This window comes from Acetobacter malorum (assembly GCF_002153605.1).
In the GTDB taxonomy this organism is placed as follows: domain Bacteria; phylum Pseudomonadota; class Alphaproteobacteria; order Acetobacterales; family Acetobacteraceae; genus Acetobacter; species Acetobacter malorum_A.
Map to the genome: position 1 here is coordinate 36213 of NZ_JOPG01000025.1, position 24328 is coordinate 60540.

The 24328-nt window shown below is 57.2% G+C and carries 19 protein-coding genes, 1 pseudogene and 1 riboswitch; of the genes and pseudogenes, 11 read left to right on the forward strand and 9 right to left on the reverse strand.

What is annotated here, in order from left to right:
* Nucleotide 1 precedes the first annotated feature (1 nt).
* The 10 genes from eutC to HK23_RS10925 all read left to right on the forward strand — a co-directional run bounded on the left by eutC (nt 2) and on the right by HK23_RS10925 (nt 13003).
* Nucleotides 2-802: an ethanolamine ammonia-lyase subunit EutC gene (gene eutC / locus HK23_RS10880; RefSeq protein WP_086653973.1), complete on the forward strand. Its 801-nt coding sequence runs from the start codon at nt 2-4 to the stop codon at nt 800-802.
* A complete protein-coding gene (gene eat, locus HK23_RS10885; RefSeq protein WP_086653974.1) occupies nt 799-2148 on the forward strand; it encodes an ethanolamine permease in 1350 nt (449 codons plus the stop codon). The genes eutC and eat overlap by 4 nt, the downstream gene beginning before the upstream one ends.
* A 54-nt stretch (nt 2149-2202) precedes the next feature.
* Complete coding sequence (locus HK23_RS10890; RefSeq protein WP_179193880.1) at nt 2203-3720, forward strand: outer membrane beta-barrel protein; 1518 nt, start codon at nt 2203-2205, stop codon at nt 3718-3720.
* A gap of 118 nt (nt 3721-3838) precedes the next feature.
* A riboswitch (FMN riboswitch) is annotated at nt 3839-3985 on the forward strand.
* 128 nt (nt 3986-4113) lie between these two features.
* A complete protein-coding gene (ribD, locus tag HK23_RS10895; protein WP_086653988.1) occupies nt 4114-5112 on the forward strand; it encodes a bifunctional diaminohydroxyphosphoribosylaminopyrimidine deaminase/5-amino-6-(5-phosphoribosylamino)uracil reductase RibD in 999 nt (332 codons plus the stop codon).
* Between the two features lie 2 nt (nt 5113-5114).
* Nucleotides 5115-5717, forward strand: coding sequence for a riboflavin synthase (locus HK23_RS10900; RefSeq protein ID WP_086653975.1), 603 nt, complete (start codon nt 5115-5117; stop codon nt 5715-5717).
* Nucleotides 5702-7072: a 3,4-dihydroxy-2-butanone-4-phosphate synthase gene (gene ribB, locus HK23_RS10905; RefSeq protein ID WP_086653976.1), complete on the forward strand. Its 1371-nt coding sequence runs from the start codon at nt 5702-5704 to the stop codon at nt 7070-7072. The genes HK23_RS10900 and ribB overlap by 16 nt, the downstream gene beginning before the upstream one ends.
* Before the next feature lie 30 nt (nt 7073-7102).
* Complete coding sequence (gene ribH / locus HK23_RS10910) at nt 7103-7585, forward strand: 6,7-dimethyl-8-ribityllumazine synthase (protein WP_063908522.1); 483 nt, start codon at nt 7103-7105, stop codon at nt 7583-7585.
* A 51-nt stretch (nt 7586-7636) separates the two neighbouring features.
* A complete protein-coding gene (locus HK23_RS10915; RefSeq protein ID WP_086653977.1) occupies nt 7637-8647 on the forward strand; it encodes a lysylphosphatidylglycerol synthase domain-containing protein in 1011 nt (336 codons plus the stop codon).
* 112 nt (nt 8648-8759) lie between these two features.
* Entirely contained in the window at nt 8760-11354 is a 2595-nt protein-coding gene (locus tag HK23_RS10920; RefSeq protein WP_086653978.1) for an MMPL family transporter, read from the forward strand.
* Between the two features lie 203 nt (nt 11355-11557).
* Complete coding sequence (locus HK23_RS10925; RefSeq protein WP_086653979.1) at nt 11558-13003, forward strand: Hint domain-containing protein; 1446 nt, start codon at nt 11558-11560, stop codon at nt 13001-13003.
* A gap of 112 nt (nt 13004-13115) precedes the next feature.
* Here the strand turns inward: HK23_RS10925 and HK23_RS10930 are convergent, their stop codons facing one another.
* From HK23_RS10930 to HK23_RS10945, 4 genes are all read right to left on the reverse strand, one after another.
* The gene (locus tag HK23_RS10930; protein ID WP_063907356.1) at nt 13116-14375 is read right to left on the reverse strand and encodes an NAD(P)/FAD-dependent oxidoreductase; all 1260 of its coding nucleotides are present in this window, start codon (nt 14373-14375) and stop codon (nt 13116-13118) included.
* Nucleotides 14376-14484: 109 nt separating this feature from the next.
* Nucleotides 14485-14724: a DUF3297 family protein gene (locus HK23_RS10935; protein ID WP_043550482.1), complete on the reverse strand. Its 240-nt coding sequence runs from the start codon at nt 14722-14724 to the stop codon at nt 14485-14487.
* A gap of 77 nt (nt 14725-14801) precedes the next feature.
* Nucleotides 14802-18122 carry an efflux RND transporter permease subunit gene (locus HK23_RS10940; RefSeq protein ID WP_086653980.1) on the reverse strand — a complete coding sequence of 1107 codons (3321 nt, stop codon included), beginning with the start codon at nt 18120-18122 and terminating at the stop codon, nt 14802-14804.
* Between the two features lie 162 nt (nt 18123-18284).
* Complete coding sequence (locus HK23_RS10945) at nt 18285-19136, reverse strand: hypothetical protein (RefSeq protein WP_086653981.1); 852 nt, start codon at nt 19134-19136, stop codon at nt 18285-18287.
* Between the two features lie 80 nt (nt 19137-19216).
* On the opposite strand from HK23_RS10945, the gene HK23_RS10950 reads away from it, so the two are divergent.
* Nucleotides 19217-19837: a hypothetical protein gene (locus HK23_RS10950; RefSeq protein WP_086653982.1), complete on the forward strand. Its 621-nt coding sequence runs from the start codon at nt 19217-19219 to the stop codon at nt 19835-19837.
* A gap of 67 nt (nt 19838-19904) precedes the next feature.
* Here the strand turns inward: HK23_RS10950 and HK23_RS10955 are convergent, their stop codons facing one another.
* The 5 genes and pseudogenes from HK23_RS10955 to HK23_RS10970 all read right to left on the reverse strand — a co-directional run.
* On the reverse strand, nt 19905-21884 hold the full coding sequence (locus HK23_RS10955) for a Hint domain-containing protein (protein WP_256940159.1): 1980 nt from the start codon (nt 21882-21884) through the stop codon (nt 19905-19907).
* Nucleotides 21885-21959: 75 nt separating this feature from the next.
* Nucleotides 21960-22181: pseudogene (locus HK23_RS14915) on the reverse strand (hypothetical protein); the annotation flags it as partial.
* 186 nt (nt 22182-22367) lie between these two features.
* The gene (locus HK23_RS10960) at nt 22368-23330 is read right to left on the reverse strand and encodes an efflux RND transporter periplasmic adaptor subunit (protein WP_086653984.1); all 963 of its coding nucleotides are present in this window, start codon (nt 23328-23330) and stop codon (nt 22368-22370) included.
* Between the two features lie 15 nt (nt 23331-23345).
* The gene (locus HK23_RS10965) at nt 23346-23546 is read right to left on the reverse strand and encodes a DUF1656 domain-containing protein (protein ID WP_086653989.1); all 201 of its coding nucleotides are present in this window, start codon (nt 23544-23546) and stop codon (nt 23346-23348) included.
* 2 nt (nt 23547-23548) lie between these two features.
* Nucleotides 23549-24328: FUSC family protein (locus HK23_RS10970; RefSeq protein ID WP_179193882.1), on the reverse strand; the 780-nt coding region annotated here is incomplete at its 5' end.

Here is a 24328-nt window from a genome sequence, read left to right on the forward strand (position 1 = left end):
CATGACCAAAAACCCTCTTCCTCCTGCAAAAAACAAAGATGGCGCGCCGGATGTCTGGCAGGACCTCCGGTCTCTCACGCGTGCGCGGATCGGGCTGGGCCGCAGTGGTAACGCGCAGCGCACAACGGATGTGCTGACGTTTCAGGCCGCCCATGCGCAGGCGCGGGATGCCGTGCATACGCCGCTGGATGTGCAGGCCATGCTGGAGGAACTTAACGGGATCTCCTGCCTGTGTGTGCGGAGCCGCGCTGCGGACCGCTCAACCTATCTGCGCCGGCCTGATCTGGGCCGTAGGCTTGCGCCGGAAAGTCAGGCCTTTTTGCAAAAAGGCGAGTGGGATGTTGTGTTTGTCGCGGCGGATGGCCTCTCCTCTATTGCAACGCAGAAAGGGGCTATCCCCTTATTTCGGGCGATGCTGGCACGGCTGAAAGGCTGGCGTATTGCACCACTGGTGATCGCCACACAGGGCCGGGTGGCGCTGGGCGATGAGATTGCCTCGGCTCTGGGCGCGCGCATGGTTGTGATGATGATTGGCGAGCGCCCCGGCCTGAGTGTGGCCGATAGCATGGGTGTTTACCTGACGTATGCGCCCTACGTTGGCTGCCCGGATTCCGCGCGGAATTGTCTCTCCAATATCCATCAACATGGTCTGCCTACCTCCGTGGCGGCGGACAAGCTGGCATGGCTGATGCAGGAAGCCATGCACCTGAAGCTGACGGGGGTGGGGCTGAAAGATGCCGCCCCTGACAGCAGCCTTCCTGAACATTCCCTTCCTTCAATAGAAAAGGACCCGCACGCATGAGCCAGAGCCCGACGAATCTGCACAAAACGCTGGGGGCCTTCCACCTGTGGGGCATTGCCGTCGGTCTGGTGATTTCGGGTGAATATTTTGGCTGGAGTTATGGCTGGGCCACGGCCGGCACGCTGGGCTTTCTGGTCGCCACTGTGTTTGTCGCAGTGATTTATACAGCCTTCATCTTCAGTTTTACGGAACTCACCTGCGCCATTCCACAGGCCGGTGGCCCGTTTACCTACAGTTCCCGTGCGCTGGGCCGCTGGGGCGGTCTGGTTGTAGGACTGGCGACTTTAGTGGAGTTCATTTTTGCACCTCCTGCCATTGCACTGGCCATTGGGGCGTATCTGAATGTGCAGTTTCCCGGGCTTTCGCCAAAGGTGGCAGCCTGTGGCGCGTATCTGGTGTTCATGGCGCTGAATATTGTTGGCGTGCATATCGCAGCAACCTTTGAACTCTTCATTACCATTGCAGCCATTATCGAATTGCTGGTGTTTATGGGTGTCGTTGCTCCGGCCTTTTCATGGCAGAATTTTCTGCATGATGGCTGGGGTGCGGCCCCGCATTTTGGCTGGGAGGCTATGGGAGGCATTTTTGCGGCCATCCCGTTTGCTATCTGGTTCTTTCTTGCCATTGAAGGCGTCGCCATGGCGGCGGAAGAGGCGAAAGATCCTAAGCGCGCTATTCCCATTGCCTATATTGCCGGGGTGCTCACGCTGGTGTCTCTCGCCTTTGGGGTCATGCTGTTTGCAGGCGGGGTAGGGGACTGGCACAGCCTTGCCAACCTGAATGATCCGCTGCCGCAGGCCATGAAGCGTGTGGTAGGGAGCAATAGCGGCTGGTTGCATATGCTGGTCTGGCTTGGGCTGTTTGGTCTGGTGGCGTCCCTGCATGGGATTATCATGGGCTATGCCCGGCAGATTTTCGCACTCGCCCGTGCAGGTTTCCTGCCCAAAGTGCTGGGGCAGTTGCACCCCCGGTTTCAGACTCCGTATATGGCGACCATCGCTGGCGGCGTGATCGGCATTGCTGCCATTTTTTCGGACGATTTCATTTCCATTAACGGGCAGTCGCTCACTGCAACGCTGGTTACCATGTCCGTCTTCGGGGCGCTGACCATGTATGTGCTGAGCATGGTCAGCCTGTTCCGTTTGCGCCGCACGGAGCCTGATCTGCATCGCTCCTATCGTGCGCCCCTCTACCCGGTTCTGCCCGGTATTGCGCTGGTTGGGGCGGTGATTGCTCTGGTGGCGGTCATCTCCTGCAATGCCACGATTTTCTGCATTTATCTGGGGTTCATGGTGGTGCTGTCTGTTCTGTTCATGGCTCTGTCCAGAAAACAGCCGGTTCAATAGAGCGGCCAGATCATGTCTTGTGACCCCCATAGTGTCTGGAATGGATTGAGGCGGATGGCAAAGCACAACAGACTGAAGCAGGTTTCTCTGGCTTCTTTATTGCTGGTGGGCTGTGCGATTTTCTCCCCGAACACTCAGGCTGCATCGCCGGAGCAGCCTCTTTCGCGGCGTGCGTCTGTGCCAAAAAAGCGGGTGCAGCCGGGGGCCGTGCAAAAGCCTGTGGCGCAGCCTCCTCAAGCTGAAAAATCTGCTGGTACACCATCGGATGGACAACTGGTGGTTCCTGCCATCACGCCGGATCAGGCGGATATGCCAAAGCTGCATGTTGGCAATCTGTTTCATCCCAAACCGGGGCATAAGCTGACATACTGGGATGGTCTGGAAGGGCACCTGAGCGTTGAGGCCGGGATTTCCGGTAACCCGTGGACGCGCTCGGGCCGAAACTTTGCGCAGTATTATACTGACCGCGCCAACACTTTTACGCTCAACCAGATTATGGGGTCCCTCTCTCATCCCGTCACCAGTGTGGGCGGCGGCTATGGCATCGGCTTTGTTTTTGAGGCCATGTATGGTTCGGACGCCCGGTTTGACCCGACCATAGGGATGGGGTCTGGCTCTCTGAACAGCCTGTATCAGTGGGCACCCACGCAGGCGCATCTTGATGCGCATCTGCCCTGGCTGTTCCGCCACGGGATAGATGTGCAGGTGGGGCAGATGTACGGGATAATGGGGGTAGAGGGCACGCCTGCGCAGGCGCGGCCATTCTACACGTTCAATTACGCATCTGATTATATCGTGCCGTTTGAGACAGTTGGCATTCTTGCCACCATGCATCTGACAAAACATATGGACTGGATTCTGGGTGTGGATGCGGGCAATTCCACCACGTTCGGGCGGTCTGGAAACAATAATAAGCCCAAAGGCTATTTCGGGTTTGCGTTTAATCACCTTCTGGATGGCAAACTGGATGTGCATGCCATTGGCCACTTTGGCCCGCAGGGCAATAACGGGCGCGCCATCATGTCCCCGGATGGATGGTCAAGTGCCGGGATGGGCCCCCTCGCGAACGAGAAGATGCAGTATAACGGGAACATCATGGCGGCCTACCATGTGAACAAGAAGGTGACCGTCACGGTGGACGGCATCTATCTGCATGATGATCTGACGCATGATGATGTGTATGGGGTTTCATCCTATCTGGCCTGGGCTATCCGCCCCTGGCTGACCCTGAATGCCCGTGGCGAAATCTACCGTGACAATACGGGCGCGGTGACGGCGCAGTATTCCAGCTTTACGTCCTATACCAAGTCCCTCAGCAACGAGCCTTATCCCTATTACGCAGCACCTCCCACCACGTATGGGGAACTGACGGTCGGGGTGTCCTACCAGCCGGAATTCATCAATAAGCGCCTTGGGCTTGGCGCTCTGACCATCCGGCCGGAAATGCGTCTGGATAAATCGCTCAACAGCACCCACCCGTTTAATCAGGCTGGCACGGTGTCCAATCCTATCGTGAACAACGGCACCAATAATATGCTCTGGTTCAGTTGTGACGCGATCTGGGCTTTTTGAAAACGCGGCGCTTAACCCGGACCTCACGCATTCTTTGGCCTGCTTTGCATGCATTGTCTCTTGCAAGCAGGCTTTATTCACCCCATCATAACAAGTGCGGTCATCTCTTGTATGACCGTGACGTTCTCAGGGCAGGGTGCAAGTCCCTACCGGCGGTAAGTAACGGTTTTCCGTTATAAGCCCGCGAGCGCCTGCTTCGGCAGGGTCAGCAGATCCGGTGTAATTCCGGAGCCGACGGTTACAGTCCGGATGAGAGAGAACGGTGCAGGCCTTTGGGTCTTCGCGTCTAAAGCGGAGGCGTAAGGGGTGTTCCCTGCTATCTGCCCTGAGTCTGTCTGGTGTTTTGTTTTTGGCAGATGGGTGCAGGGTGTGACGCAAGGCCCTTCAAAAATGATGCCGAACTGTGTGGCGCAGGCCTTTGAGGTGGCGGTTGCAGAAGCATGGCGATTTGTGGGCCAGACGGCTCCTAATCCCGCCGTAGGCTGCACACTGCTGGATGAGGCCGGTGAGGTGCTGATTGTCGCGGCGCATCATCGTGCCGGGCAGTTACATGCGGAACGGCTGGCGCTGGAGCAGGCTAAGCGAGCCGGAGTGTTTGACCGTGTGCACACGGCGGTTGTCACGCTCGAACCCTGCAATCACACAGGTCGTACGCGCCCCTGCACGGAAGCTCTGCTGGAGTCTCCTGTGCAGACTGTCTGGATCGGCTGCCCGGACCCCAACCCGCATGTCGCTGGCGGCGGGGCAGCGGCTTTGGCAAAGGCTGGTGTTTCTGTGCACTGGCTGGCGGAAAGCCCGAATGGTGCTGACCTTGCCGCTCGCTGTCGTGCTCTGCTGGCCCCGTTCGCCATGCGGATGACGCAGGGTCGGCCGTGGATCACGGTCAAACAGGCGCTGGACCAGCACGGTAGCATGGTGCCGCCTGCCGGGCAGACAACCTTCACAACCCCAGAGTCGCTCCGCTTTGCTCATGCTCTGCGTCGGGCGACTGATCTGGTTATAACCGGCACGGGTACGGTGGTGGCAGATAACCCGTCCTTTACGGTGCGGCATGTGCAGGACCATGCCGACCGCCGCAGAGATCTGGTGGTCTGCGGTCACTCTGCCCATGTGCCGACGCACTGGCTGGAGCAGGCCCGTACGCGCTTTGATGTGCAGTTCTGCCCGGACATTCAAAAGCTTCCCGCTCTGCTGGCAGAAACGTCCTCTCTCTGGGCAATGGTGGAAGCCGGCCCGACTGTGCTGGCCGCCCTGCGGGAGCAGAACCTGTGGGATGACTGGCTGACCATTCGTCAGGATGCCCAGGGCGCAGACCATTTTTCCGTCACAACCCGTCATGCAACAACGCCGCTTGCTCTGTTTCCGGAGTGGGCACGGTGCGCTGAGGAGTAACCATGTTTTCCGGAATCATCGAATCACTCGGCCCTGTGCTTAAAGTCGAACCCGGTGCCAAATCTGTCATGCTGGAAGTGGAAACCGGTCTGCGGGATGTGGCTGAAGGGGAGAGCATTGCCGTCAACGGGGTGTGTCTGACCGCCACGGCACCGTCCGAAACCGGCCTGGTGCAGTTCTTTGTCAGCAGTGAGACGCTGGACCGCACCACGCTGGGTGCGCTCCGGACCGGAAGCCATGTGAATCTGGAACGTGCCGTAACACCGGCCACTCGCCTCTCCGGCCACATCGTGCAGGGCCATGTGGATGGCACCGCCCGCTTTGTAGAAAGCACGCCCTCCGGTGATGCATACCGCGTGATGTTTGAAGTGCCCGCCAGCCTGCGGCGCTACATGGTGGAAAAAGGCTCCATCACGCTGGATGGCATCAGCCTGACCCTGAATGAACTCAGCGAGGTGAAGGACGATGTGTTCCGCATCGCGCTGATGATTATCCCGCACACATGGACCCACACCAACCTCGGCAAACTCCAGCCGGGTGACGCGGTGAATGTGGAAGTTGATGTGATTGCCAAATATGTGGAGGTTCTATGTCAGAACCGGTGAAAAACGGCGCACCCGTGGCGGCTCAGCCGTCTGAATCCATGCGCCGCGCTGTAGAGGCTCTGCGTGCGGGCCGCATGGTGATTATGGTGGATGATGAAGACCGCGAAAACGAGGGTGACCTCGTGATGGCAGCGGAATTCATGACGCCAGCCGCCATGAACTTCATGATTACTCACGCCCGCGGGCTGGTCTGTCTGCCGTTGACCCCCGCACAGGTGGACAAGCTGCAACTGCCCATGATGGTGCGGGACAACACCGCCCGGCATGGCACGGCCTTCACAGTGTCTATTGAGGCGCGGGAAGGGGTGACAACCGGCATTTCCGCCGCGGATCGCGCCCATACCATTCAGGTGGCGGCGTCTGAGACGGCACAGCCCATGGATCTGGCAACACCCGGCCATATCTTCCCGCTGCGGGCCGCCCCCGGAGGGGTTCTGGAGCGGATTGGGCATACGGAAGGCTCTATTGACCTGTTGCGTCTGGCGGGCCTCCGCCCTGCGGCGGTGATCTGTGAAATTCTGAATGAAGACGGCACCATGGCCCGCCGTCCAGCGCTGGAAATTTACGGTCAGCAGCATGACATGCCGATTATCTCCATCGCGGAGCTGGTTACATGGATCAGCGCCCACGGTCTGACGCCGCTTACGACGGATACGGAAAATGCTGTGGCTCCGGCAGGGCATGATCATGAAACGTCAGATGCAGAGGCTGTGGCAGAAGAAGCTATGGCGGATCTCGCCACCGCAGCGCTGCCCAGTGCCTATGGCGGGGAAGATCTGGCAATTCATGCCTTCCGGGATTCACGAGGCGTGGAGCATGTGGCGCTGGTTAAGGGCAATCCTGCCGCCGCCGGTGCTGTGCCCCTGGTGCGCATGCACTCCGAATGTGTGACGGGCGATGCGCTGGGGTCTTTGCGGTGTGACTGCGGCACGCAGCTGCATGCGGCGCTCAAAGCCATCGGCAAGGCGGACTGTGGTGTGCTGGTTTATGTGCGTGGGCATGAAGGCCGGGGTATCGGTCTGGTCAACAAGATCCGCGCGTATGAATTGCAGGATGCCGGTCTGGATACGGTTGATGCCAACCATCGGCTGGGCTTTGCCACGGATGTGCGGGACTGGACGGCGGCAGCCGGAATCCTGCGGGATCTGGGCGTGGGGCAGCTCGATCTGCTGACCAATAATCCCGATAAGGTGCGGGCGCTGGAAGCGCGTGGTTTCCATGTCCGCAAGAGAATCGGTCTGGAAACACCCGTTAATCCGCACAACCGGGCCTATCTGCATGCCAAGCGGCAGCGGATGGGGCACAGCCTGAGTCACTTTTCTGTGAGCGATGCGCCGGCCGACGCCACAGTCTGATTTTACACAGCTTTCTTTAAGGATAATTTCATGAGCACACGGATTCCTGTCTCTCTCCCGGACCTCAACCTTACGCCCATGCCGCGTCTGGCCCTGATTGTCAGCCGCTTTAATGAAGACGTGACAGGTGGCCTGCGGGATGGCGCACTGGCATGGCTGGGCGAGCACGGCATTACGGTTGCTGAGCAGGATATTTTTGCGGCCCCCGGCGCGTTTGAAATGCCGCTGCTGGCGCAGACACTCGCTAAAAGTGGCCGCTTTGAAGGGGTGATCTGCCTTGGCTGCGTGATCAAAGGCGATACGGCTCATTTTGAATTTATCAGCCTCGGCACCACGGTCGGGCTGATGCAGGCCTCTCTGGCAACGGAAACGCCCATCGCCTTTGGTGTGCTGACCACCTACACGGATGAGCAGGCTGAAGTCCGTTCCCGCGATGATATTCATAACAAAGGGCGTGAAGCAGCAGCTGCCTGCGTGGAGTCTCTTGCTTTGCTGCGTCAGATCAGGGTCTGATGCAAAAGGGCTGCAATACGGAGTCAGCGGCCCTCTAACGCAGGGGGAAGAATGAAGCGGGTTACCGTCATCGCGGGTCTTTTAGGTCTGGGGCTGACTGTGTGGATGCTGATGCAGTTCGGCGCGCGCTCCATTCTTTCACTTATCATGACGGGTGGCTGGGGCATTCTGGCCGCCATTCTGTTTCATACCGTGCAGGTCGCGCTGTCCGCGCAGGCCTGGCGGACGATTGCAGGTCACAGCCTTTCCCCCTCTCTGCCGTGGCGCGACTATTTTGTGCTGCGGTGTGTGCGGGAAGGGATCAACAACCTTCTCCCCGTAGCGCAGGTTGGGGGGGAGGTCTGGTCCAGCCGCCTGCTGGCGCGCCGTGGCCTGGGCATCAAACACGCAGCCGCCTCGACCATTTGTGATCTTACGCTCGAACTGCTCAGTCAGGTCCTGTTCACGTTCATGGGGCTGGGCCTGCTGCTGTTTCTGGTCAAACGCTCCCCCATTACCGACGAACTGCTGGAAAGCGCCCTGATTGCGCTCGCCGTGGGTCTTGCGCTGTTTATCAGCCAGTGGCTGGGGGCGGTGGCCTTTGTGGAAGTGCTTCTGGTTAAAATTGCCGGGCATCTGGGCTGGAGCGGTGTGGATGGCATCCGGGGCCTGCATCAGGCGGTGCTGGGCCTGTACAAGGTCAAGCGGAATGCCGTGATGGCCCTGTGGCTCCAGTTTGTAGCCTGGGCGCTGGGGGCGGTGGAAGTCTGCCTCATTCTGCATTTCATGGGGCATGACTGCTCGCTCTCGGTCGGTTTTGTCATTGAGGGTGTGGGTGAGGCCGCCAAGTCCGTTGGCTTTGCCGTGCCGGGCGCGCTGGGTGTTTCAGAAGGCGGTTATCTGCTGATCGGCAGCCTGTTTGGCATTAGTCCTGCTCTGGCTATTGCTCTGTCTCTTATTAAACGTGTGCGGGAAATTGCATGGGGCGTGCCCTCGCTGCTGGTCTGGCAATGGCTGGAACACCGGTGGGATGCGCGGTCTCAAAACGGGTGCAAAAATCCGCTTTCCCGTTCTGGTCTGTAAGCCCGTCAGGCGTGATCTGCATATCCTCCCTTGCATCGGGCCATTGGGTTGGTCCAAACGAAAGCAGCTTTGGGCCTTGTGCCGTGAACTTTTCAGGATCTGATCGTCAGTCATGCTCTCTGCCCCCATAGGTCGCTTCATTACATTCTGTGCTCGTCATGCCTATGCGGTGGTGGCCTTGTTCCTGCTGCTGTCCTGTGGGGCGGTATATGCGGGCATGACCTGCCTTGGCGTAACGACAGACACCAGCAAGATGCTGTCCGACCGTCTGGAGTGGAAGCAGCGCTCGGATGAAATGGGCCGTCTGTTCCCGCAGAAGGAAAACCTGCTGGTTGCAGTGATTGAAGCTGATCTGCCGGAAGAGGGGCGGGAGACGGCACGCGAGCTGGCCGAAAAGCTCTCCGCCGACCATACGCACTTCAATTTTGCCGAGCGGCCCGATGCTAACCCGTATCTGATCCGCAATGGCCTGATGTTTCTGGAGCCACAGCCGCTTTCACAAGTGCTGAATGACACCATTACAGCTCAGCCGTTCCTGTCCGCACTGGCGCAGGATCCGTCTGCCCGCGGCCTGTTTGGCGCGATGTCCCTGATCTCCGAGGGGATCAAACAGGGGCAGGCGGACGGTCTGAAAAGCTTCCAGACCCCGCTGGCCGGGTTTGCCGATAATCTTGAAAAGGCCGCTGCAGGCCAGCCTCAGCCGCTCTCATGGCAGCAGCTTCTGGGCGGCCAGTTGTCCGATCTGGCGGGGCGGTATCAGTTCGTTATTACCAAGCCGAAGCTGGATTATGGCTCTTTCCAGCCGGGTGGTGCGGCGTCTGATGCCATGGTGCAGGCCATCAAATCCCTCGAATTTGTCAAAAGCGGCCAGGTCAAAGTGCATATGACCGGGCAGGTGAAGCTGGATGATGAAGAGTTTGCGACCGTCGCTGAAGGTATGGTCAGCGGTCTGGTTGGCTCTCTGGTGCTCGTCACTCTCTGGCTGACCCTTGCCGTGCGGTCATGGCGCGTGGTCCTGCCAATTGTGGTGACACTGGTTGTGGGGCTGCTGCTGACGACTGGCTTTGCGGCCGTGGCGGTGGGTACGCTTAATCTGATTTCCGTGGCCTTTGCCATTCTGTTTGTCGGCATTGCGGTCGATTTTGCCATCCAGTTTTCCGTCCGTTTCCGGGCTCAGCATGCAGATTCTGGTAATGCCGGTATTCTGGAAGCGCTGCGGGAAACGGGTGAAGAAACCGGCCACCAGATTCTGGTAGCGGCTCTTGCAACCTCTGCGGGCTTTCTGGCCTTTACCCCCACGGCTTTTCTGGGGGTTGCGCAGCTGGGGCTGATTGCCGGGATCGGCATGCTGGTGGCGTTTGTTTCCACCACCAGCCTGCTGCCTGCGCTGCTGAAAATCTTCCACCCCAAGCTGGATTGCCCGGATATGGGCTACAGCTTCATGAAGCCGGTGGATGTCAAAATCCGGCATCACCGCACGTTGCTGCTGGGGCTGTTTGGTGTCGTGGCTGTGGTCGGCATCGCACTGGTACCCAAACTCCAGTTTGACGGTGACCCGCTGCACACCAAAAATCCGAATTCCGAAGGCATGCGCGCTCTGCATCTGCTGATGAGCAATCCGCAGTCTTCCCCTTACAGTGCAGAACTGCTGGTGAAGTCTCTGGATGATGCGCAGAAGCAGGCTGACCGCCTGTCCACCGTGCCGCAGGTGCATGACGTGCTCTGGCTGGGCTCTTTTGTGCCGACCAAACAGGATGAGAAGCTGGCGCTGATTCAGGATGCCAGCTCCATTCTGCTGCCCACCCTGATTGTGCCTAACCCCAAACCCGCTCCGAGTGCCGATGAACTCCGGGCCTCTGCGGGCGCAACGGCTGCGGCGCTGGGTGGCGTGCTGGACAAACTCTCTGCGCAGGACCCGTTGCGGCGCATTCAGGCTGCACTGGTCAAACTCTCTACTGCGCCGGACGCGCAGGTCATGGCTGCCAATAATGCTCTGGTTCGGTTTCTGCCTGCCCAGCTGGAGCAGCTGCGCACCATGTTGCAGGCTACGCCGGTGACGCTGAAAGACGTGCCGCCCTCCATCGCTAATGACTATCTGCTGCCAGATGGCCGCGCGCTGGTGGAAGTCCACCCAACGGGCGTGATGTCCAGCAGTGGGGCTCTGCGGAAATTTGTGACGGCGCTGCAAAAGGTCGAGCCGGAGATTGCTGGCACGGCAGTTGATATTGTGGAAAGCGCGCGCTCCATTGTACGCGCGTTTGAACAGGCTGCGGCGGCGGCGATTATTATGATCGCGCTGATCCTCTTCCTCGCCCTCCGCCGGGTGAAGGATATGTTGCTGGTTCTGGCCCCGCTGATGCTGTCTGCCCTGATGACGGTTATTCTGGTGGTGCTGCTGCCGGAAACGCTCAACTTCGCCAACATTATCGCCCTGCCGTTGCTGCTGGGGGTTGGCGTTTCCTTCAATATCTATTTCGTCATGAACTGGCGGGACGGAGTGAAATTCCCGCTGGCATCTCCCACCGCCCGCGCCGTGCTCTTTTCCGCTCTGACAACGGGCACAGCCTTTGGTTCTCTGGCGCTCTCGCATCACCCCGGCACAGCCAGCATGGGGCGCCTGCTGCTGCTCTCACTGGGCTGCACGCTGCTGGCGACGTTGGTGTTTGTTCCCGCTCTGCTGCCGAAGCGACCGACGGACGAAGCCTGAGAACGTCAGGCCATTGCATAAAAAAGCCGCCTCCATTCTGAGGGCGGCTTTTTTTATGGTCTGAAAGAAAATTTCAGGAAAATATTCAGTATTGTTGAATAAAAGAGAAAAATACGGGCATCCATAGTGAGTTCGTGAACTGTCAGGTTACAAAAGGGAACGTATTTTTCCTTGTTGTAACGTGTTTTGGTGTGGAGCCTGCTATGGAAGATGTCACCGTTGAAAATGGGATTCAGCAGGATTGTACTATTACGTTTCCTGAGCAGCCTGATGAAGAGGCGATGTATACCGTCACCTTTCAAAATGGTGGAGGCACCCTAAACGTTACAAACGTTGATATGACGAGCGGGCAGGGGCAGGCTCTTATTACAGTGGTCGATGCTTCTGGAGGACTGGGGAATATCGTCATTCCCGAAAATCTGTATCAAACGGTTCAGGGTTCTTATTCTTCGGCGACCAAAAGCACGTTGCTCTCCTTCCTGAATGGCAGCCCATACCAACAAATTTTTACTTTCCAGTATTCGGGGAACATTTTTAACCTCCCTGATGACGAGACTGTGGATATGACCAATATCCTGAGCAGCCAGGGGAATGAGGTTTATCTCCCTGTCTGTTTTCTGGCGGACAGCATGATCGAGACTGTGTCCGGGGCTTGCCCGGTGCAGGATCTGACTGTCGGGCAGAAAATTCTGACGTACCAGCAGGGCCAGAAAACGCCGCGTACCATTGTCTGGATTGGTAAAAAACAGTCGGTTATACGCCCGGATCTTGCCGATGATGAAGCAGGATACCCTGTGCGTCTTCTTAAAGATGCTCTGGCGGAGGGTGTTCCCTATAAAGACATGCTGATTACGGCAGAGCATTGTCTGTTTTTAAACGGCCAGTTTATTCCGGTTCGGATGCTCGTGAATGATCGCTCTATTTTTTACGACCGGTCAGTAACAGACTACACCTATTATCATATCGAGACAGAAGAGCATTCCGTCATTATGGCAGATGGTGTGCTGACTGAAAGCTATCTGGATACAGGAAACCGACGTTCCTTCCGGCAGGATGGTAAAGTTTTCATTCTGGGCGGAAAGCCTAAAAACTGGGCCCGGCACGCGGCGGCTCCCTTGGGCGTCGAGCGTGATTTTGTGGAGCCAATTTTTCGTCAGATTGACACCCGTGCAAAAACCAGGGGATTTGCTCTGCACTCTGAAAAACCCGACCTGACTTATCAGTCAGATCTGCATCTGATAACGGCGGAAGGGGATATCCTGCGCCCCACCAGATGTCATGAGGGTGAGGTGACCTTTATGCTTCCGGGTGCCGTTGAATCTGTCAGGATTGTTTCCAACAAGAGCCGCCCCTGTGATGTTTTCGGGCCGTTTGTGGATGACCGTCGTATGCTGGGCGTCGCTGTCGGCACCATCAGGCTGGTGGAGCAGGGGCACACCACAAGAGTAACGGACCATCTTACAGACGCTTCACTCTCTGGCTGGCACGCCCCCGAAGGAGGCGGCGCGCGCTGGACAACCGGCGATGCTGTCCTGATGCTTGGTCCGCGACAGTCTGACGGTCTTGCTCAACTCACACTCACTCTTGCGCAGCAGGGGCCGTACAGGATTTCAGGCAACATGAGAGCTGACCGAGAAAAACAGGCGTAATATCAGGGGTAAGGGGGGCGTTGCTGTTGGCAGAGCGCGCCCCGTGCCGATCAAGCCAATAAAAAACCCCCGCTGTTAAGCGAGGGTTTTAAAAGTCTGATTAAGCCGAATTTCAGGGCTTAATCCATTCCGGGTGGTGCGGCACACTGATGTCACGTCCTTTGAGCATCATGTCCCAATACACCCGCGGGAAGACTGTCGTTTTCAGGAACCATGCAAAGCGGCTCGGCTTGCGCTGGTCGTAAGGGAAGCTGGGAGCGGGTTTGCCGCCATACAGGAATTCCGCCAGAACAATTTTGCCATAGCCTACCGTCAGCGGGCAGGCACCGTAGCCATCATAAATCCCGCTGAAGGGCTTGCCATCCAGAGAGGCCAGCAGGTTTGCCGTTACAACCGGGGTCTGGGCACGGGCAGCGGCCATGGTCTTGGCGTTGGATGTGCCAATCACATCGCCCAGCCCGAAGATGGAGTCATACTTCGTGTGGCGCAGAGTGGAGGGGTCTACATCGACCCAGCCGCCTGCATTGGCCAGCGGGCTTTTCTTGATAAAGTCCGGCGCGCTTTGCGGCGGCGTGACATGCAGCATGTCAAAATCTTTGACAACATTTTCCGTTTTGCCGTCCGGACCTGTTACAGCAAAGGTCGCTTTGCGTTCCGGGCCGTTCACGGCAATCAGGGTGTGTTTGTACTGCAGGTTAATGCCGTAATAATCGACGGCCTGCTGCAGCGCAGGGCGATAATAGGCCACACCAAACAGCGCATCCCCGGCAAGGCAGAATTCTACGTTGGTGCGGTTCAGCGTGCCTTCCTTGCGCCAGTAATCAGCGGCCAGATAGGCAATCTTCTGGGGAGCACCAGCACATTTGATCGGCATGGGCGGCTGTGTGAAGAGAGCCGTGCCACCGGAGAGGGACTGGATGCACGTCCAGGTATATTCCACTGTGTCTTTGGAATAGTTGCTGCACACGCCGTTGCGGCCCAGTGTTTCGGGCAGACCTTCAATCTTGTCCCAGTCCAGCTGGAGGCCGGGGCAGACGACCAGACGGTTATAGGCAACTGTGCGGCCATCGGTCAGCGTGACCTGCTTTTCATCCGGCTGGAAGGAGTCGACGGCAGCCCGCAGCCAGGTGCAGCCATTGGGGATCAGCCCGCCTTCCTGCTTCAGCGTGCTTTTCAGCGTCATGACCCCGGCCCCCACCAGCGTCCAGCCGGGCTGGTAGGCGTGGGTGGTGGAGGGGTCAATCACGGCGACATCCAGTGTCGGCCGTTCATGCAGCAGGCGGGCAGCCACTGCGATACCAGCAGCACCGCCGCCTACGATGACGACTGTATAGCGGAGATCCGGGGTTTTCCCGGCTTCAGACTGGGCCATTCATGCTCTCCCTGAGACGTGTTCACATCCGATTGATGAGTGCAGTATCCCAAACATCAATAATTTAATAAAGTCATTAATTATTGGGGAGGCATGTTTGTAGCGCAGGTTAGTCTTTAATCCATGCCTCCACGGGGCCCTGCAGTTTCATGGTCAGCGGGTTGCCATTGCGGTCCACGGTTTTGCCAACAGCCACGCGCACCCAACCTTCGCTGATGCAGTATTCTTCCACGTTGGTTTTCTCTACGCCCTTAAAGCGAATGCCAACGCCGCGTTCCAGCAGGGCTTCATTAAAATACGGGCTCGCCGGATTAACGGACAGGCGATCGGGGACGGTAGTATCGGTCATGATGAACCATTCCTTGCAGATAAGGGTCTTAAACGCTGTTTTCTTAGCGAGTTTTGGCCGGAATGCCTATCGCCCTCTCAGGCGGCCCGCGTAAAGCGCAGCCTGGCCCCAATTGCTGCTCCTTTCCGCTGCACCCAGCGGCCCAGCCGATGCATGAACAGATAGACAACCGGTGTGGAATACAGGGTGAGCAACTGGCTGGTGGCCAGCCCGCCAATAACGGCAATGCCCAGCGGGCGGCGCAGTTCTGAGCCATAGCCGTGGCCAAAGACCAGCGGGACCGCGCCAAAGGCTGCGGCCAGCGTGGTCATCAGGATCGGGCGGAAGCGCGTCAGGCAGGCCGTGCGGATGGCTTCTTCCGGGGGCAGGTTGTGCTCCCGCTCCACATGCAGGGCGAAGTCGATCATCAGAATGGCGTTTTTCTTCACAATGCCAATCAGCAAAATCACGCTGATCATGGCGATGAGAGAGAACGGTTCCTGACAGATCCACAACGTCAGCACTGCACCCACGGCGGCCGAGGGCAGGGTGGAAAGAATGGTCAGCGGCTGGATGTAGCTCTCATACAGAATGCCGAGCGTGACATACATCGTCACGATAGCGGCGATGAAAACCAGCAGTTCATTAATGAGATCTTTCTGCATATCCCCGGCCTGACCGGAGAAATCGCCCCGCAGACTCTGGGGCGTGTGCAGGCTGAGCATGGCGTGCTGAATTTCGGTCGTGGCATCCCCCAGAGATTTTCCGGGGGCGAGGTCAAACGCGATGGACCCGGAAATAAACCCGTTCTCATGGCTGACCTGAAGCGGGGTGGGGGCAGTTTCCAGCGTCGCAACGGTGGGCAGAGGCACCATGGTTTCGGAGGAGGAGGACACAGCAGAGCCGTTGGAAGCCCCCGCACCACCACCCGCCAGACGGTTGGCGATAGAGTTGCGGAAGGACTGCTGGCTGAGAGAGGCTTCTTTGGATTCCGTGGTGTCCGAAGGTTTGACCACGCGCACCGTGTTGGATGCCGTGGCCCCCGCTGCCGTGCCGCCTGCGGTGGAAACCCAGAGGGTTTTGAGCATGTCCGGGTTCTCGCGGAACTGCTTTTCCACTTCCATCACCACGTAATAGGTGGTGAGTGGCGTGGAGATGGCGGAGGCGGTGCGCTGCCCGTAGGCATCATACAACGCATTGCCAATCAGCTGCGGCGTGACGAGATAACGCGCCGCCGTATCACGCTGGATGCGCACATGCATGGCCGTGCCATTGCCGGACAGATGACTGGTTACGCCAACAATGACCTTGCTTTTGCGCAGGGCTTCCGTAATGCGCGGCACCCACGTGTAAATGTCTTCCGCGTTGTCACTTTGGAAGACATATTCATATGTGCCTTCATGCTGGCGTCCGCCACCGCCATTGATGTCCCCGGCATTGGAAATGCTGGCACTCATGCCCGGAATGTTTTTCACGCGTTCCCGCACACGGGCCGCAATCTGCTCCGGGGTGGAGCTGCGGCCAGATTTGTCTGTCAGCTGGGCGAAGACCTGAGATTCATTAGCGGCATCTTCCCCGGCAAAGCCCAGAACATCACTGACATCATGGTCCACCATCATGGCTTTGATGACCTCTTTCGTCTTGCCGGACATGGCAGCGAAGGAGCTGGTCTGGTCAGAGCTCAGATAGCTTTCCAGCAAGGAAATATCTTCTGCTGGCAGCACGGTTTTGGACATGACAATCAGAATGCCGATGGTCGCAAAAAAGCTGGCGGGGAGGGAGCAGAAAATCAGCCAGGGGTGCCGTAACGCCCAGTTCAAAGAGCGTTCATAGCCATGGATCAGCCATTCCAGCCCCTTATCCGTGCCATCGGCCAGCAGATGTGCTGCGTGGGTGAAGGCACCTTTTTTGGGCGGCGGGGCATTGGGGTCTGGCTCATGATGGATTTCCAGCATGTAGGCGCACATCATGGGTGTGAGCGAGATAGACAGAAAGAAGGAGACGGAGACCGCTGTGGTCAGCGTCATCGCAAACTCAAAGAAAATCTTGCCCGGAACGCCACCCAGCAGCAGGAGCGGGAGGAAGACGGCAATCAGCGAAATGGTGATGGAAAGAATGGTAAACGCAATCTCACGCGAGCCAAGGAGCGTGGCGTCCATCCGGCTCATGCCCGCTTCCATATGTCGGGCAATATTTTCCACCACCACAATGGCGTCATCCACCACAAAGCCTGTGGCAATGGTCAGTGCCATGAGGGACAGAGTATCAAGCGAGAAGCCCATCAGGTGCATGACACCCAGAGAGCCAGCCAGTGAGATCGGTACGGTAATGGCCGGAATGAGCGTGGAGCGCCAGCTGCGCAGAAACGCAAGCACGACCAGCACCACCAGCACGACAGAAATAACCAGCGTGTATTGGGTGTCTTCCAGTGCGCCACGGATGGACACGGAACGGTCCGAGACCAGTTTGAACTCCACGTCCGCAGGCAGTGCATTGGCCAGAATATCTGCGCGCGCCCGGATGGCGTCCGTTACTTCAATAACATTCGCGCCCGGCTGCGGGCGGATAATGGTGATGATGGCAGGCTTCTCATTATACCAGGCCGCCTTGCGTTCATCCTGCGGGCCATCCCGCACAATAGCCACGTCAGTCAGGCGGACGGGGCGGCCATTGCGGTAGCCGATGACGAGGTCCCGATATTCGTTTGCCGTGCGGGCCTGATCGTTTGTTTCCAGTGTCAGGCGCTGGCCGCCGGAATCCAGAAAGCCTTTCGGTGTGTTGGCGTTGGCTGAGGCCAGAGCCGAGCGCACGTCCTCAAACCCGATGCCGTATTTATACAGCATCATCGGGTTCATCTCCACGCGCACGGCGGGTTTGGAAGCCCCGACCATTTCCACCCAGCCAACGCCCTTCACGCCAGCCAGAAGCGGCTTCATGCGGGTTTCCGCCAGATCCCGCAGGGCTGTGGGGGTGCGGGTGGGGGAGGTCATGGTCGCCAGCATGATCGGGCTGTCAGACGGGTTGGCCTTGTAATACTGTGGTGGCATCAGCAGCGTGTGCGGCATATCTGCGCGAGCGGCCTGCAAGGCGGCTTCTACATCACGCGCTGCCCCGTTAATGTCCCGGCTGTTATCAAAAAACATCAGGATGAAGGCGCTGGTGTCCGTTGAATCGGACCGCATACTGGTCAGACCGGCAATCTGGCCCAGATGGCGCTCAAGCGGTGTGGTGAGCGAACTCGCCATCTGCTGCGGAGAACTGCCGGGCTGGGACGCCACAACGTAGATAACCGGTACGGAAATGTTGGGCAGGTCGGCCACCGGCATAGCGCGATAGGCAAAAATACCTGCCAGAACAAAAGCCATGGCCATCAGAAGAGTGCCGACGGGACGCATGATAAAAAGCCGGCAGATGGACAAAAGTGGTCTTCCTTACCCAGGATCAAGGCTGGCGGGCGAGTGGGGCCAGCGTGGCGTTAAACGAAGCAGCAAAAGATCAATCTTCGGTCTCTCTCAACCGGCCAGAAATCCCTCACACCCCGAAAACCACCCTGCCAAGCCGCAGAAAAAGCGCGTCCAGCCTTAGGGCAGGACGTTGGCCCGGTCTGCCCGGGTGAGTGGTGGAGGGGCTGCGGCATCGCTGATAATCTTTCCGCTTCCGTCTCGTTCCGTTGCCAGTGGACCTGTGACTTTGTCAACACTGATCCCCCCGCTCTGCTCAACATGGAACATGCCAACGTCCGTCACCCCATGAAAAACCGCGTCTCCTGTGCTGCTGGATGTAATTTCCAGCGCTTTGAGCTGACCGCCTCTGGCTGTAAAGCTGGCGCTCCCTCCCAGATACAGGGCCAGAGCAGGGGCGGCGACCGTGTTGATAGTAACAGGTGCGCTCTGTTCCGACCGGATGCGGGCGGACTCAGCCAGTGTGGAAATGGTGATCGGGCCGGAGGAATCAGAGAACAGACCCAGCTCTCCGGTTTTCCCGAGCATCAGCGTGCCGCTACCTGCATGAATGAAGGTAGGGCCGGTGCGATCAGCCACCGTGATGTTCGTCGTGCCAGCGTCGTCAATGGTCAGGCTGATATCGGGCCGGACAGAAACCGTCAGGGTGCCACTCCGGGGGCAGGTCGTCTGGTTAAGGGTGGTTTCGCCATTGGCTGCCGTCGTGAGGGTAACGCCGGGCGGAATGGGGCCTTCAATGCGTGCGGCCTCGGCCAGCTTGCTGTTGCTGACAAGGTGCAGGTTTTGCAGGCAGGGTGTGTGGACCAGCAGCGTCGTCGCGGCCTCAGCATAGCCGCCGGCCGTGGAAAGAAGAAAACAGAACGCAGCCAGCATGGCGCGTTGAGGAGAGAAGAATGGGCCTGACATGCGTCCATTTGTGCCAGCACCCTGCCGGGGCGTCCAGTTACAGGAATGGAGAAGAAAGGGTGGCATTCCGCTGTCTTTAATTCGACCGGTTAGCCGGGTATGAGATGAATAATGCAAGAAATGATCCCGATCCCGGAAAGAGACTCATGAATATAGAGCGATTTGAAAATATTGGCGATAATTGTGAGTTTGGCTTTGTGAAAAGAGCCCACGGGGATGAAGGCGGCGGTTTGTTGCGGTGGGTTCTTTCCTCTCCTGATGCCTTGGTAAGGGGGCTCCAGAACCGGTTTGAAGGGCTCTATGCTTTTGAAAATCTTTCTCCTTATTGGGATAATATGGTGAGTGATTCCCAGTATGGATTTGTTTTCCATACAGAAATATTTTCAAAAAATCTTCAGTGGGTGGAACCGGAAGAGACGCGGCGGGACATCTATAAAAACGAAAAAGAAAAGATTGATTATCTGGTCGGGAAATTCATTCGGCGTCTCGCCGACCCCTCAGTCATTCTTGTTTACAAACGAAATGAAAATCTACCGCATGACGTGGCGGAAGGCCTTGCGCACGCCATAGCGCCCTATGGGCCAGCGCGTCTGCTGGTCGTACGGCATACGGACGACCCTGACCTGATCGGGCATATCCGCGAGGAGCCTTCCTATCTGGCAGGATATCTTGACCGCTTCGCGCCGTATGGTCATTCCGACCAGTTTTCGCCGGTCTGGGACAGCGTGTTGAACGAGGCTTTGGCCCAGCCGGTGCCCGCGCTTTAATACCACGCTGAAGGATATCTGCCGGGCCGTTTTCTTTTGGAAGAAGGACCCGGCAGATTTTGGGAACTTAGGCGCGTCGCGCTGTGGTCATGAATTCTGGTTGTGTGACCGGATAGCGGCCTGTGTTTAAAATTTCGATATCAAGCGCCTGAAGGCAGAGCTGATCGGTCACGCCTAACGGAAGAAGAGCATTTCCATCGGTCCAGCGTGCGCGACCATTTTCCTTTGCGTGCCACCCCGGCAGATGGTCCGCTTCCAGATGAGTGGTGACGGTCTGACGGTTGTTCCCCATTATCAGAGTTATCTGACCAACGCAGACACCAAGCTGACGACGATCATCAACAAAAGGTCCCACCGTTTCTGCAGGGCTGGCCGCGCGGGAGACGAGACGAACATCCGTCATCTGTGCCGGCAGCATAAAGCGCATGCGGCCGTTGGTCTGAGACTGTGGGTTGATACGAAGACCAGAGGCTGTTTCAAGATGCAGGTCAGGCTCATCTGTTAAGGTAACGGGCTGAGTATGAAGCGGGAAGGCCTGCTTCTCTGCGCGAATAGCCAAAGCCTGATAAATCGGCTCCACGACGAGCCTGTCCGTCTCCAGGGTGGCTGCTGCATCGTTTGCCCAGCACCGCGCTGTTTCATGCAGTAATCGGACACAACCTGTAAGGCCTGTAAACTGAGCCTTATTGCCGGTGTTCAGGAAACTTTCAGACAGCGCGCCATCAGCCTGAATGACAGAATGCCTGTCAGTTTCGATATGGTAATAAGTATAGTCTGTCACGGACGTATCAAAGAAGATGCTTCTTCCATTGACCAGCATACGGACCGGGATAAAAGTGCCTTCCATGAACAGGCAGTGTTCAGGGGTAATCAGCATATCCTTATGCGGAACACCTTCCTGCAAGGCATTCTTCAGGACACGCACCGGATAACCGGCTTCTGTCAGAGGCAAATGAGCACGCACTTTAGCCTGCTTATGGCCAGCCCACACAATTTCTCTTGTTTCTTCGCCATGATCTGTAAAGGCGATGACATGGTCGCCGGGCTGCAGATCTTGCACAGGCCGTTCCCCTTTATCTGTCAGGATAAGGGTATCGGCACAGTAGCAGGCCTCATAATAGGTGCCACCGTGTCCGTCTGAGACAAGTCTGGTGCCAAAATTACCGACGTTGGCGACGGTGAGAGAATAGGTTTTGTCGGTGGTGTGAACGGAGAGGATGTTACCGGAGGTTGTAACGCTTGTAATGCTGTCCGCCGGGATGGAGGCCAGATCAATCTGCGTGCCATCGCCAAAGCCGGAAATCGTATTGGTGGGCATGGTCATCCCACTGATGACAAGATGTGCTCCGGAGTCTGCCAGAGTGACGGTGCCTCCCGTGCTGGTGCCATCAAGAATGGCTTTACCGCCAGAGGAAATGGTAACGCCAGACGTTCCAATCTGGCCGCCGGAAGAAACGGTGAGAGTTACGCCCGACCCAATGGTTTCATGATCCAGCACAGCGCCACTTTCTACGCTGATGGAGCCACCAGCTGGGACGGCGTAGCTGTTATCTCCGCTCCATTGTGCTGAATCTGTCAGGACAAGGTGGCCACCATGGCCTGCGGACCCAAAGGATGTGTCAGCAGTCTGGGCACCATTATGGAGCACCAGCGTGCCGCCCTGCAGGTCAGTCGTGGAAATCAAGCCCCCATTAGAAACGGTGAGGGTGACACCTGAGCCAATAACGCCGTTATCCAGCTCTGCTCCGCTCTTAACGGTTACGCTGCCGCCTGAGGGGATGGTGCGCGAGTAATCGCCATCCCATTCTGCTCCGTTTTCAAGAATCAGGTGTCCGCCATGGCCGTCTGAGCCGAAAGAGGTGTTGGACGTTGTGCCACCACCATAAACATCCAGCGTGCCTCCGTTGACCTGTGTGCCGCTGACGCGACCGCCATCCTGCACAACAATGGAGCCGTTCGAGCCAGCGGAACCATCCAACAATGTTGCGCCATTTTTTACTATGAGAATGCCGCCATTCTTAACCGTGTTGGATGCGACACCCTGCATGGTGACACCATCGCCAAGTTCTACAGTTCCTCCAGATGTGCCAAAAACTGTACCGTTTGTGTAACCACCCTGCAGAATAGAAAGCGTGCCGCCTTCCAGTTGAATGCCGCTGGCTTGCCCACCATTTGAAACGGTAAGACTTCCTCCACTTAAAATCGTGGTATTATTCCATAAAAATCCATTACTTACAGAGCTATGTACGCCTGAATATATTGAAATATTGTTTTTTGTTTGGATTTTATTGTTCTGGTTTCTTGAGGTATAATTATTATAAAAACTATAGTTGGAATTTCTCATATTTATTACAAGCCTTTTAATGTCTTAAAATTACCGAACGCACATATATTTTTAACATTAACGAATGTAAATAACGTAATTTTCATAAATATAAATTTTTTATTTAAAAATTTAATGAATTGTGCATCTTCTGATTGCAGTGGAATGTGTGGAAGTATCAGGATTTATAATGGGTGGTGTACGAAACTAATTTCGTACACCACTTCCTCCGGCTCCCCCCATCAAAGCGTCATGCAAGCGGTCGAAGGTCTCAGCAAGTGTATCATGCGCACGCTTACCCTTACTGCCGACAATGGTGACAGTCGTGGTCATGCCAGCAGCAATCTGGGTGCCGGGCGGGATGCTGTCGATATGCACGCGCACCGGAATACGCTGGGCCAGACGCACCCAGGTATAAACCGGGTCCACGGAGGGCAGGCCCTGTGTGGAGGGGGTGGCGTTAGGAGTGGCAATACCGCGTGTCACGCTGACAACATGACCCCACATGGGTTCCCGGAAGCCCATCAGATCCATCCGCACGCGGTCCCCTACATGGATGGAGCGGATTTTGGTTTCTTCAAAATAGCCGTCCACCCAGTAGGATGAGGCATCAATCACCTGCACATTGGATTTGCCTGCCGTTGCATAATCACCCACCCGCATAATCAGGTTGGTGACGTAGCCCGTTACTGTGCTGCGGACGTAAGTTCGGTCCAGATTGATCTTGGCCTGAGAGAGAGCCGCCATGGCCTCCCCATACTGGGCTTTGGCCATGTCTGCCGTTGCCTGATAAACCTGCTTTTCCTCGCGGGAGGCAGCAACTTCCGTCAGTTTATTCCGCCGGCTTTCCTGCGTGTCCTTCAGCACCATGTCGGCCTGACGCTCATTCACGCGGGCTGTGGCTGAGGCGACGGCGACCTTGAAGTCGAATGGATCAATTTCGTAGAGAATATCCCCGGCATGGACAAACTGGTTGTCCCTGACCCGCACAGCAATAATCTGGCCGGAGACACGGGGCGCAATATCGGCCACCTGTACGCGGACCTGCCCGTTCCGGGTCCAGGGAGCGGCGGTGTAGTAATCCCACAAGACAAGGCCGACAATGCCAGCAATGGCGAGAATTGTCCCGGTCGTGACAAACTGCAGGGCGCGGCGGGCGCGTTCAAACACGGTTGGACAATCCTTTTACAAGAGAATGGTGTAGAGGCCGATCAGGCAGACAAACAGCCCGAATTCAGCCAGAGGCAGGTTCCAGATCACCCGGCGGGCACCCACTTTTGCCAAAATGGGGTTGAGCACCAGCAGCGTGACAATGGCCAGACCCGCGTGGACCAGAAAAGAGGACACCAGCAGGCCATCAATATCCAGAACAGCACGAAGCTCCATGGTCAGAAGGCCTTCCATTGCTGATCGGGGACGGGAATGATGTCGTAAATTTGCAGGGCAGAGCGATTATGTTCCAGCAGCCGGATGGCTCCGACCATGCCGGAGACGGCCGCCAGTGCTGTCGCCATTTCACCGTGCGGTAGGGTAATGGCGTGATCAAGCAGGATACGGGCGTGTTTCCGCATGCGGTACAGAGCGGAATTGATGTTGTAGACCACGGTTGACCGGAAGGCCGCCTCGGCGTCGGCCCGGATGGCCGGAATAGTGGCCGCGCGTTGCAGATGGCGGCGGGCGCGGGCGAGTTCCACATTCAGTTCATCCAGACTGGATAGCCGGTTGAACACGCGGACCTTGGATTTCGTGTTCGGGAGGTAACTGTTCCAGTCGAGGATTTTGCAGAGCCGGTCGTAATGGCGGCTGATCAGCGCAGACCCTGCCTGTTCCCCATGGCCTTCAAGCTGGAGCCGCAGATCATGCCCGATGGTGATCGCCACGCGGAAGCGCCGGCGGTTGGCGGAGGGCGGCAGCAGCAGCACGAGGGAGATGAAGATAACAATGGCGGCAAACAGATACAGCACATTCCGGTCAATAAAGGCCGATGGCTCGTAATTCTGCTGGTTCGCGACCCCCAGAATGACGAAGAAGAACACCCCGGCATTAAAGCCAATGGTTGCGGTTTTGGGGTTCATCAGCAGCAGGCATCCCCCAAAAATAACCGGGATGATAGCCATGGCCAGAAACGGCATGTCCGCCCCGTGCGGGAGGATGCCAAAGTTCAGAAC

Excerpts from the sequence above, each read along its gene's own strand:
- eutC (WP_086653973.1), top strand. The coding sequence starts at position 2 with ATGACCAAAAACCCTCTTCCTCCTGCAAAAAACAAAGATGGCGCGCCG.
- eat (WP_086653974.1), top strand. The coding sequence starts at position 799 with ATGAGCCAGAGCCCGACGAATCTGCACAAAACGCTGGGGGCCTTCCAC.
- HK23_RS10890 (WP_179193880.1), top strand. The coding sequence starts at position 2,203 with ATGGCAAAGCACAACAGACTGAAGCAGGTTTCTCTGGCTTCTTTATTG.
- ribD (WP_086653988.1), top strand. The coding sequence starts at position 4,114 with ATGCCGAACTGTGTGGCGCAGGCCTTTGAGGTGGCGGTTGCAGAAGCA.
- HK23_RS10900 (WP_086653975.1), top strand. The coding sequence starts at position 5,115 with ATGTTTTCCGGAATCATCGAATCACTCGGCCCTGTGCTTAAAGTCGAA.
- ribB (WP_086653976.1), top strand. The coding sequence starts at position 5,702 with ATGTCAGAACCGGTGAAAAACGGCGCACCCGTGGCGGCTCAGCCGTCT.
- ribH (WP_063908522.1), top strand. The coding sequence starts at position 7,103 with ATGAGCACACGGATTCCTGTCTCTCTCCCGGACCTCAACCTTACGCCC.
- HK23_RS10915 (WP_086653977.1), top strand. The coding sequence starts at position 7,637 with ATGAAGCGGGTTACCGTCATCGCGGGTCTTTTAGGTCTGGGGCTGACT.
- HK23_RS10920 (WP_086653978.1), top strand. The coding sequence starts at position 8,760 with ATGCTCTCTGCCCCCATAGGTCGCTTCATTACATTCTGTGCTCGTCAT.
- HK23_RS10925 (WP_086653979.1), top strand. The coding sequence starts at position 11,558 with ATGGAAGATGTCACCGTTGAAAATGGGATTCAGCAGGATTGTACTATT.
- HK23_RS10930 (WP_063907356.1), bottom strand. The coding sequence starts at position 14,375 with ATGGCCCAGTCTGAAGCCGGGAAAACCCCGGATCTCCGCTATACAGTC.
- HK23_RS10935 (WP_043550482.1), bottom strand. The coding sequence starts at position 14,724 with ATGACCGATACTACCGTCCCCGATCGCCTGTCCGTTAATCCGGCGAGC.
- HK23_RS10945 (WP_086653981.1), bottom strand. The coding sequence starts at position 19,136 with ATGCCACCCTTTCTTCTCCATTCCTGTAACTGGACGCCCCGGCAGGGT.
- HK23_RS10950 (WP_086653982.1), top strand. The coding sequence starts at position 19,217 with ATGAATATAGAGCGATTTGAAAATATTGGCGATAATTGTGAGTTTGGC.
- HK23_RS10955 (WP_256940159.1), bottom strand. The coding sequence starts at position 21,884 with ATGCAGGGTGTCGCATCCAACACGGTTAAGAATGGCGGCATTCTCATA.
- HK23_RS10965 (WP_086653989.1), bottom strand. The coding sequence starts at position 23,546 with ATGGAGCTTCGTGCTGTTCTGGATATTGATGGCCTGCTGGTGTCCTCT.